Source organism: Pseudovibrio sp. POLY-S9, from assembly GCF_001431305.1.
In the GTDB taxonomy this organism is placed as follows: Bacteria; Pseudomonadota; Alphaproteobacteria; order Rhizobiales; family Stappiaceae; genus Pseudovibrio.
Genome location: NZ_LCWX01000033.1, coordinates 1 through 9,758, shown reverse-complemented (window position 1 = coordinate 9,758; position 9,758 = coordinate 1). Strand labels below are relative to the sequence as shown.

At 50.3% G+C, this 9,758-nt stretch carries 10 protein-coding genes; 6 read left to right on the top strand and 4 right to left on the bottom strand.

Annotated elements, in window-relative coordinates; all coding sequences use genetic code 11:
• Positions 1-460 precede the first annotated feature (460 nt).
• Complete coding sequence (locus tag PPL9_RS01790; protein WP_208989108.1) at positions 461-931, top strand: cupin domain-containing protein; 471 nt, start codon at positions 461-463, stop codon at positions 929-931.
• Here the strand turns inward: PPL9_RS01790 and PPL9_RS01785 are convergent.
• Positions 924-1,847, bottom strand: coding sequence for an arginine deiminase-related protein (locus PPL9_RS01785; protein WP_057461037.1), 924 nt, complete (start codon positions 1,845-1,847; stop codon positions 924-926). The two genes, PPL9_RS01790 and PPL9_RS01785, sit on opposite strands and share 8 nt — an antisense overlap.
• Positions 1,848-2,338: 491 nt before the next feature.
• Here PPL9_RS01785 and PPL9_RS01780 point away from each other — a divergent pair, with 491 nt between their 5' ends.
• The 3 genes from PPL9_RS01780 (at position 2,339) to PPL9_RS01770 (ending at position 5,085) form a co-directional block, all read left to right on the top strand.
• Positions 2,339-2,932 (top strand): NAD(P)H-dependent oxidoreductase, encoded by a 594-nt coding sequence (locus PPL9_RS01780; protein WP_208987967.1) that lies wholly within the window; start codon positions 2,339-2,341, stop codon positions 2,930-2,932.
• A gap of 64 nt (positions 2,933-2,996) precedes the next feature.
• Positions 2,997-3,785, top strand: coding sequence for a creatininase family protein (locus tag PPL9_RS01775; RefSeq protein WP_057461036.1), 789 nt, complete (start codon positions 2,997-2,999; stop codon positions 3,783-3,785).
• A 94-nt stretch (positions 3,786-3,879) separates the two neighbouring features.
• Positions 3,880-5,085, top strand: a complete 1,206-nt coding sequence (locus PPL9_RS01770; protein WP_057461035.1) for a hypothetical protein — start codon at positions 3,880-3,882, stop codon at positions 5,083-5,085.
• Between the two features lie 98 nt (positions 5,086-5,183).
• Here PPL9_RS01770 and PPL9_RS01765 read toward each other — a convergent pair whose 3' ends face one another.
• Positions 5,184-5,840: a nucleotidyltransferase family protein gene (locus tag PPL9_RS01765; protein ID WP_208989106.1), complete on the bottom strand. Its 657-nt coding sequence runs from the start codon at positions 5,838-5,840 to the stop codon at positions 5,184-5,186.
• A 340-nt stretch (positions 5,841-6,180) separates the two neighbouring features.
• The gene (locus PPL9_RS01760; protein ID WP_208989105.1) at positions 6,181-6,852 is read right to left on the bottom strand and encodes a nucleotidyltransferase family protein; all 672 of its coding nucleotides are present in this window, start codon (positions 6,850-6,852) and stop codon (positions 6,181-6,183) included.
• A 409-nt stretch (positions 6,853-7,261) separates the two neighbouring features.
• Here PPL9_RS01760 and pyrC point away from each other — a divergent pair, with 409 nt between their 5' ends.
• Together pyrC and PPL9_RS01750 are read left to right on the top strand one after the other, a co-directional pair.
• On the top strand, positions 7,262-8,308 hold the full coding sequence (pyrC, locus tag PPL9_RS01755; RefSeq protein WP_057461033.1) for a dihydroorotase: 1,047 nt from the start codon (positions 7,262-7,264) through the stop codon (positions 8,306-8,308).
• A gap of 196 nt (positions 8,309-8,504) precedes the next feature.
• Entirely contained in the window at positions 8,505-9,200 is a 696-nt protein-coding gene (locus PPL9_RS01750) for an orotate phosphoribosyltransferase (protein WP_057461032.1), read from the top strand.
• 141 nt (positions 9,201-9,341) lie between these two features.
• On the opposite strand, the gene PPL9_RS01745 is transcribed toward PPL9_RS01750, so the two are convergent.
• The coding region (locus tag PPL9_RS01745; RefSeq protein WP_057461031.1) for a chloramphenicol phosphotransferase at positions 9,342-9,758 on the bottom strand (417 nt) is incomplete at its 5' end.

The window sequence follows — 9,758 nt, the reverse complement described above, 5'->3', positions numbered from 1 at the left end:
TAATGAATGAGGGTGTATGGTGGTCGTGGCACAGGCTGCAGCGCCTGAACTCGCCGAGATGACCGCTATGCGATGAGAGACGCCCAATGGAAAGCCCCCATTGCGTTCGTTTGCGCGATTTTGCGCGAAACAGCGTTTTTATGCGCTCAAATGTTCAAAGCGGCAATGAAACAGCGCGTTTGGGAAGACGCGGAACTAAGAACGGCATCAGCAAACGCCTCTTGCTCCAGCCAACTGAGGGACAGGACTTATCCTCCTTCTATCAAATCTTATAAACGCAAAACAAAAAACTATCCCCGCTAAGGTGGCCCTACTGCTTATAGAAATGGCGGAAAATTCTGCGAGATGATTTTAATTGCTTCTTATAAGCTGGCTTCATGGGGAGTTTAACATGCTCTCAAATCCCGGCACCTTGGATTTTCAGTTGAGCTATGTTCTGGCCGGAACATTGGAGGTCCCTATGAAGACCATTATACTCGCTGCGACCACACTGCTTTTTGCAGGCTTAGCTCTTCCTTCTGCTCAGGCCGGACAATGTCCTCCTGGCCAGGAAGGTTCAGCCATTGACGATAGCGCTCCAACGGAAAACTATTTGGTAGAGACTGAAGGACTCGATGCTATCGATCTTGGCAAAGAGAAGGTCAACATCCCTGATCATAACCTTCGTATGCGGACCATTACGGTTCAACCGGGAGGACACGTTCTTTTACATGGTCATGAAAATCGACCGGCTCTGGCGCTCGTCACAGAAGGCGAGTTTGTTGAGTATAGTAATGAGTGCGGTGTGCCGGTCATTCATAAGCTTGGTGAAGTGATCAACGAAAACTCTGAGGTGCAGCATTGGGTCAAAAATAAAGGTGACACGCCAGCTGTTCTGACGGTCACCGATATTGTGGACTTAACCGATACTCAGCAGGGAAACTTTAAGTAGCTTCAGTTTCCAGCTCAGGTTCAACTTCGCGCAGGTTGAGGTGGATGCCTGCCATAGCGCAGCGGGCTGAGCCGCCTGCTTGTTCAATGGTATCCAGCTTCAACTGAACAATCTTGGTGCTCTGCTCAATCAGATCGATCTGATCCTGATGTAAAGAAGAGTATGCTCCCTCGGACATAGCAAGAAGCAAGCCTTCTGTTTTGCTATGCAACTCAATGGAACGTCCTGCACAGGCTTCAATTTGCTCGTTGTTCAACTGAACAACCTGACGTCCAGACTGCTCTAAACGACGAAGGATCTCTGCTTTTTTTGCAGGATCAGTGATCAAGTCTGATCCAATCAATGCGATGCCAGTGCCAATGCAAAGAATTTCATTGGTGTGAGTAACAGGCTTGTCATCAGTGTGTTGCGCCTGAAAAATCACCGGCTCATATTTGAAATGATCACAGAACTGTTCCAGAGCCTGCTGATTTGCATGACTTGACGGGACTGCATATACAACGCGCTCGACGTTATCGAAGACCATTGCGCCCGTTCCTTCGAGGAACTGCTGCTCATCTTCCAGCTCTGAAAAATCAACTACATCCTGAACGCGGTATTCGGATTTAAGAAGCTCGATTACATCACTACGACGTTCTTTTCGACGGCTCTCCGCCTGCATTGGGTAGATGGTGACATAACCGCCTGCATGCGTTGACAGCCAATTGTTCAGAAGAACAGAGTGTGGTGTGTCACGAGACTTATCTTCGAACAGATGAACATCAACACCATGCCTACTCAACTCATCTGCTGCGGCAGAAATCTCAACATATGCCTGTTCTGCAAAATCGATGTCTTTTTGAGATTCACCAATAAGACTGCGAGAACTGCTCTGAGCTGCATCTTTGCTTGTGCTGAAAAACAAAGGGCGGATCATAACAACGGCAGATGGAGCCTGAACGGATCGGAGAGTAGGTCTGTGGTTCGTCATTGGTTCTGCTTCTTTTTGATGAGTTACACAGTGCACCATTCATAGGGCGCAGATTATTTTTGGGAGGATTGGAAGCGGTTTTCATTTTTGATTGGCGATTTCGCTTCGTCTTACCGAAGCTCATCTCCTCCTGATGGCTCGCGGCTTGTTTTCTGAATTGGTCTTTCAGAAAGTACGCACTAAAAAATAAACAAAATTGTGTAAATATTGAGGCATTACTCAAAAAACACCGTTGAGTCAGCACAGTAAAACTAAGAAATACGTGGATTTATACTATTATTATCATCACGTTACAGAAAACATTAGCTGAGTTAGAGAGGATTACGAACTAGACGATTTTCATGCGATCATGATGATGAAACTCAATGAGAAGCCAGCCTCAACTCGTATAAGGCGTGGTAGAAATTGATAGAAAAACATTTGAACCGGAAAAGAACATGCATGCGCTGATCGTCTATTGCCATCCAAACTCTGAAAGTTTCAGCAAGGCTGTCCTTGAACAGGTGGTAGAGACACTCAGGCTTCACGACGTCAGCCTGGATCTCATTGATCTTTATGAGGAGGGTTTTCAGCCAGTTTTAACCAAGGGCGAGCTGGATAGCTATTTGGATACCTCCCTCAACCAGCAAGGTCTTGAGCACCACATTGACGTATTGCAGCGCTGCGACACGCTCATCTTCATTTATCCAACCTGGTGGTATGGCTTGCCTGCCATGATCAAAGGATGGCTTGATCGCGTGCTGGTGCCAGGTGTTGCTTTTAAGCTGACTGAAGAGGGGGCGATCAAACCAAATTTGCGGAACATTAAGAAACTTGCCGTTTTTACCACCTGCGGTGCGCCAAGATGGCTTAGTTTTCTTATGGGTATGCCCGGCAAGAAAACCGTTTTGCGGGGCGTGCGTGTGCTTTGCAACCCATGGGTAAAAACCAGATACGCTGCCCATTACAACATGGACAGCTCTACTGAAACCTCAAGGCGTCGCCATTTAAAGGTGATTGATCGAAAAACCCGCAGCCTTTGCAAAGCTTAGCCCCTCTTCTCAGGCCAAACCAAAGATGGCCTGCGGACAGCGACTGACTCTAGAGGTATCTGCCATGTTTCCTCGACGCTATTGGATGGATTTTAAAACCACAGACTTTGAGAATATTGATGCTCAAAGGACGATTGCGATTTTGCCGACAGCTGCTGTTGAGCAACATGGTCCCCATCTCCCGCTTGGAGTGGACACATACATTAATGAGGGTATGCTTGAGACCTTGTGCGCCCGTGCACCGGAAACGCTGGACTTCCGCATTTTGCCTTTACAATGCATTGGGAAGTCTGATGAGCATATTCATGCGCCCGGGACACTGTCGCTGAGAGCCGACACAGCGGCAAAACATTGGATTGACATTGGCACTTCGGTTGCGGCCTGTGGCATCCGGAAAATGATCATTGCCAACTCTCATGGCGGGAACCTGGACTTGATCGGCATTGTCGCGCGGGAGCTTCGCATTCGCTGTAAGATGTTGGTTGGCAAATGTCATTGGTCCAGCTTTGGAGCGCCAAAAGGGCTGTTTAGCGAGGAAGAACTGAAGTTTGGGCTGCATGGAGGCGATGAGGAAACTTCGTTGATGCTGCATTTTCGGGCAGACCTTGTTGACATGTTGCATGCACAAGACTTCCGCTCAACAGCTCAAAATCTTGATGAGAATGCCCGGCTGGGGCCAACCGGGCTCCCTTCTTATGGCTGGATTGCTTCTGATTTGAACCCGCATGGGACAGTGGGAAATGCTGCAAATGCAAGTTCAGAGAAAGGGCGTTTGACCGCCGAGCATCAAGTGGATGGCTTTATTGAGTTTTTACAAGAGACAGCGGATTTCGACATCAATCGGTTTGATTAATGTTTCCTGTTGTTAGCTTTGGCGAAATTCTTTGAAGCAACCAGGAGAACCTGTTTTAATTGGTTTTAGTCAGTACTGTATGTGGAGTTGAGCAATGCAATTTCTAAAAGTGATTTCAGTTTTTTTGCTCACACTTTTCAGTACGCCAAGTATCAGTTTTGCAGCAGACAGTCTCAGCCTTTCAGGCGGGCAACAATGGCTTGTTTTTGCCAGCAAACAGGATGCGACCGAAGCTGTGCAGCTGGCGGAAGGCTTTCAGGAAGCTCTGCAAGGGACACCCTATCAAGATAAAGTGCGGGTGGTTCGCTCAGAAAACGGCTGGTTTGGTGTGGTTGTTGGCCCTGTAAACTTTAAAAACCTTCAATTGGCGCGCCAGCAGATTGCGATTGATTTGCCTGAGGATGCTTATCTGTCTCACGGGCGCCGCTACTTGGAGACTGTCTGGCCCGCCAGAAACTTGCGTTTTGGAGAGTTTGAAGCGCAGAACCATTTTTCTCTGAAACTCGAAAAGCTGCGAGTTGATGCAGACCTCATCACGGAACAGGCTGACCCGAATGATGAATTCTCAAAGAATTCAAAGGTGCAGGTTGTTGGATGGATTGGGCAGAATAAAGTGTTCTCGTTTGAGACAGAGCCAAGTTATTTTCCTCAGTACGGCCAGAGCGTTGAGGTTATTCGTCTTGCCAGGGAGACTGAGTTTCCTCAGGTCGTGATCAAGCGATTTACGGGTGGGGCGCATTGCTGTGTGGAGCAACAGATCATCACGCAAAATCGAGAGGGAAGCTGGGTGATGGTTCAGGGTGCGGTGCTGGATGGCGGATATGGCTATAGCTTTGAGGACTTGGATGGTGACGGCACACTTGAGCTTGTGAGTGCGGACAGCAGCTTCTTTTATCTTTTCGCGCCATACGCAGGCAGTTTTGCACCGCTTTACATTGAAAAGCTCTATTACGACGAAATCACCGATGTGAACATGGACCCTGTCTATCAGCCTGCCTTTCGAAAAGAACTGGCTTATCTCGAGGAATTAGCTGGCGCTGAGAAGTCGCTTTGGGGCGAAAATGGCTTCCTTGCCGGTTGGGCAGCTCTTCGGGCGCGGTTGGGAGACGGGATGGCGGCTGTCGCACAAGCCACAGAGAGAAGCCGGAGTGATCAAGAAGATTTCCGGAAGTATGCCTGCCCGGATGGAGCGCCAAGTTCAAAGTGCGATTACGAGAATGCAGTTGCCTTGCCGTTTCCAGTCGGTTTGACCGTACATTTGATAGAAAGAGGCTATTTGCCAGTTCAGCCGCTTCGTTAGGAAATGGCTCATACACGTGCCAAGATCTATCTCTTTGTTCGCACGCGTATTCCTGCCCAGAGGCCGGAACACCTTTTGGGAAAACGATCCAGCAAAAGTTATCTGAGAGCAACTCCCGGCCACATGACTTCAACGCGGCGGAGTTTATAGAGGAAGTGCTCTTCGTCGCAGTATCCGGTATTGCGTTCCATCTTCATTGAAAAAACGCCAGACAAACCGAACGGTGCCAGAACAGTGAAGGTTCCGTTGGTCTCTAAGCGGACACCGAGCGCATAGGTTTGGACGGGATCGCGTACCAAAGCTTCTGCAGTGCATGTGACTGGTGTTCCATTGCTCATCCGCTCACTGTCATGATGGATGACATGGCCTGCCTGATTGGACAGGTGCACCTGATAAGGCCCAGCGCTCAGGATCTGACGGATATGGCGCAGGTAGGTGGCTTCTTTTTCGAGGGCTTGCTCTGATGGATCGTAGTAGGTGATGTAAAGCTGGTGATTGCCAGCCATAGCGGGTTTGCCCTTCAACGCAGACCAAAGAGGCCATGCGATGGAGGGACCGGAGATGCACCAGTCCGGCAGGCGGAGGGATCCGATGCCCTTCATTGCGGAAATCAGATGCGCGTTGGATCGCAGGACCAGCTCAAGTAACCGCTTGCGATCCTCCTCACTGGTGAGTTGAGGGTCCGCGAGCGTTGCCTGATCCAGGTACTCCAAGTTGGCATTGGCCAAAGCTGAGTGACGCACTAATTTTGGCATAGCCCTGATGACGCCTGCACCGGTTCATTTCAGAGTATCGGGTGATCAAACCGGATCACGGGTGATGCTCTGACATTTCATGTTTATGCATATCCTGATCCAAAGACTGAAAGCCATGCCTCGGGGAGATGCTCTACTCTTTCTAACTACTAAAAGATTCCAATGAGATAATCCATTGGTGGGTTGGGCCTTGGTAAACAATGTTGAGGATCAATTGCAGGTCGCTTATTGTTATGGCTCAGATCGTTATCTCAATTCTTACAAGTGGTTGGTGTGCAAAAGCCCGCTTTTGAGATCGAAAAGCGGGCTTTTGGGTAGGCGGATAAAATTTGGGGGCAGCCTACCAAGGGATGATTGTTAGTTCCGGCCAGTGCTTGGTGAGACGGTTGGCTTTGCGGGTGAAGGTTTCTTCGTTGGGCAGGACTTTGTTTGGGAGCATCTGCATTTGGAAGATGGGTTCCAGTCCGAAGGGGGCTTCGATCTGCAGGCGGTCATCGTCGTGCAGGCGGGCAGCGACGGAGTGGGTTGTTGAAGCGTAGTAGAGGAGAGACTCCAGCGAGCAGCCTAGTTTGGGGTAGTCCATGCCGAAGTGCTTGGGGAACCAGAGGTGCACGCGGGCCTGATTGCGGATCTCGACTGGTAGGCCCAGCGATTCGCAAGCTTTGGCGAGACTGGTGATCACACGGTCTTCGGCCTCGTAGGATGTGTCCGCCTCATCATGGTAGATCAGGTCGTAATCTTTGATGCCGTGTCCAGCCTCCCTGCCCGTCAGCGCGTTCCAGACACTTTGGTAGATTGCGCCCGACGCAAGCCAGGCATCTGGCAACCGGGCGTCACGCAGGGTCTTCAGCAGATCATAGAGCACGGTTGAGCGGATGACCTCTTCGATAAAGTACACGCGCCCCTGCTCACCTGCGCCATGGTGAACAGGGGAAACACGTGATGGCAAGGAGGTGATCTTCTCCTTGGGAGTTGAATGACCGGATGAGGCGGAGGCCGTGAAAACTGACATGGACACGATTTTCATTTGAAAGAGATCAAGCTGTGAAGACTGCCGTAACGACTCGCCTGCAGAAACCAGAACCAAAAGTGAATTAACTTAGTACATAACAAGAACATTATGATAATCCACCCATCAGATCAATCCATGTAAATTTGGGGCTTGGCGACCTGTGAGAATTGACAGGTAAATTCGCTTAGGATTTGTGCGGGGCACTTTGAAACTATGAAGATGTGGATAGTGGGAAGTACCTAGCTGCGTACTTTTCGCAATGTTACGCAGCGCATTTCACCCGAAGGGCTAGTTCTCATAACTACGTATTTGTGCGAGATGCTCGAAAGCATCAGTTTTTCCTTGAGATTTGGTGGCATTGGGCAGTAAACCGGTGTCGCGCAGCCTTTCGACCACACGGAGCATGAAGATGACCGAGACCCGCCTGACCATTAGACGGCCTGATGACTGGCACCTGCACTTACGTGATGGCGAGATGCTGAAGGCCGTTCTGCCGTCAACTTCCGCAAACTTTGGCCGCGCGATCATTATGCCCAATCTGGTCCCACCTGTTGTCACCAGCAAGGATGCTGCCGGGTATCGGGATCGCATTCTGGCAGCCATGCCAGAGGGGCACGACTTCACTCCCCTCATGACGCTTTATCTCACAGAGACCACCGATGCGGATGATCTGGAGCAAGCAGCCAAGTCTGGTCTGGTGACTGCGGTGAAGCTTTATCCTGCTGGCGCGACAACCAACTCGCAAAGTGGTGTGCGCGACTTTGATAAGGTGGCGGGTGTTCTGGAACGCATGGCCGAGATCGGTTTGCCGCTTCTGGTCCATGGTGAGGTCACAACGTCTGACGTGGACATCTTTGATCGTGAAGCAGTGTTCATTGAGACTGTGCTGGACCCGATCCGCCGCAAGTTTCCTAAGCTGAAAGTGGTGATGGAACACATCACCACAGAAGAAGGTGTCAATTATGCCAAGTCTGGCGGTGATAATCTGGCGGCGACGATCACCACGCACCACCTGATCATCAACCGCAACGACATTCTTGTTGGCGGCATCAAGCCTCACTTTTACTGCCTGCCTGTGGCGAAGCGTGAGAAGCACCGCCTTGCGCTGCGCGCTGCGGCTACCTCTGGTGATGCACGTTTCTTCCTTGGTACGGATAGTGCTCCGCACCTTGACCAGAACAAGCTGTGTGAGTGTGGGTGTGCTGGCATCTTCTCCGCGCCAAATACCATGAGCTGTCTGGCACATGTGTTTGAGCAGGAAGGCGCGCTCGAAAAGCTTGAGGCATTTGCCTCTCTCAATGGTCCGGCGTTTTATGGCATGGCACCAAACGAGGTGACCATTGACCTGGTAAAGGCCGATGAAAAGGTCAGTTACCCGCCGAGGATTCCAACACCGGATGGGCCGGTGACCCTCTTCAATCCGGGATTTGATATATTCTGGAAGGTTGAGACCTAAAGATGAGTTTCAAAGCAGTTTGCACCTAATATGGCCGGGGCAAGCTGCTTTTTTTTTGACGTGAATGCGTGCGGTGCCAGCTCCCTGTCATCCCACGCATTCCAGATCTTTGTTTTCGCGCGTATTCTTATCCGAAAACCGGAACCACTTTTCGGGAATACGCTCTAAACCACCTACTGTGACTTGAGGGACAGCGATGTTTTCCAATTCTTTTCCTGACCGCGAAGTGATGGCGGAACTGACCGCAAAAATGCTCATGGAAATCAAGGCGGTGAACTTCCGTCCAGAAGAGCCGTACATTCTGGCATCCGGTCTTGCGAGCCCGGTTTACATCGACTGCCGTAAACTGATCTCCTACCCGCGCATTCGCGGCACCCTGATGGAGTTTGCCGTGGCAACCCTGCTGCGTGATGCGGGCTTTGAGAAGTTTGATGCGATCGCAGGCGGTGAGACGGCTGGTATTCCGTTTGCTGCGTGGATTGCAGATAAGATGGCGCTGCCAATGCAGTATGTGCGCAAAAAGCCAAAGGGTTATGGCCGTGATGCGCAAATTGAGGGTGATATTCACGAGGGGCAGAACGTTCTGCTGGTGGAAGACCTGACCACCGATGGCGGGTCTAAGATCAAGTTCTGCGAAGCGCTGCGCAAGGCGGGTGCTGAAGTGACAGACACGCTGGTGGTGTTCTATTACGACATCTTCCCGGAAACGAAAGGCAAGCTGGCAGAGCATGGCGTAAACCTGCACTACCTTGCCACATGGCACGACATCCTGCGCGTTTGCCGCACAAACGATTACTTCTCTGCTGAGAAGGTGAACGAAGTTGAGAAGTTCCTCAATAATCCGCTGGAATGGTCCGCAGCCAACGGTGGTGTCAGCGAACTACCGCTCTAAGCGGAGCTATAGCCAGACACAAGATTTGATGAAAACGCAGGGCCTTTGCTCTGCGTTTTTAGTTGGCAGGCTTAGCCGTATTAACAACTCTAATTCAGTTTCAAAGCCTCAGCCATCTAAACCATGCAACAATCGGCACCCTCACCGCGTCGCAAATTCAGATTTTCTAATGCCGGAGCGCCACCCTTCAAGAATGGCTGTTACATTGTGTTCTGTTGATGCGGTGTTTCTGATCTCAAGATCGTAAACACGATCAACATGGACTGAGTGGAAATCTTGCTCTGCACTCCCGATGGGTCGGTCTCCTCTGGCGATTTCACGTTGCTTCAACGCTTCTAAATCACAATGCAAACCAACAAAGTATACATCAAACGGCTGAAACAGCTCTTTTAGCTCCGGAAGCCAATCAGGATTGTCGAGAATATGCTCCACAATCAGATTATTGCCAGCATGGGCATACGCAGCTAAAGCGTTTCGATCAAAGTTTGAATCTATGAGATTCCCCAAAACTTCGATTTGTGATTCACTCTGTTCGGGAGGATCACAGCATGCCAGCAC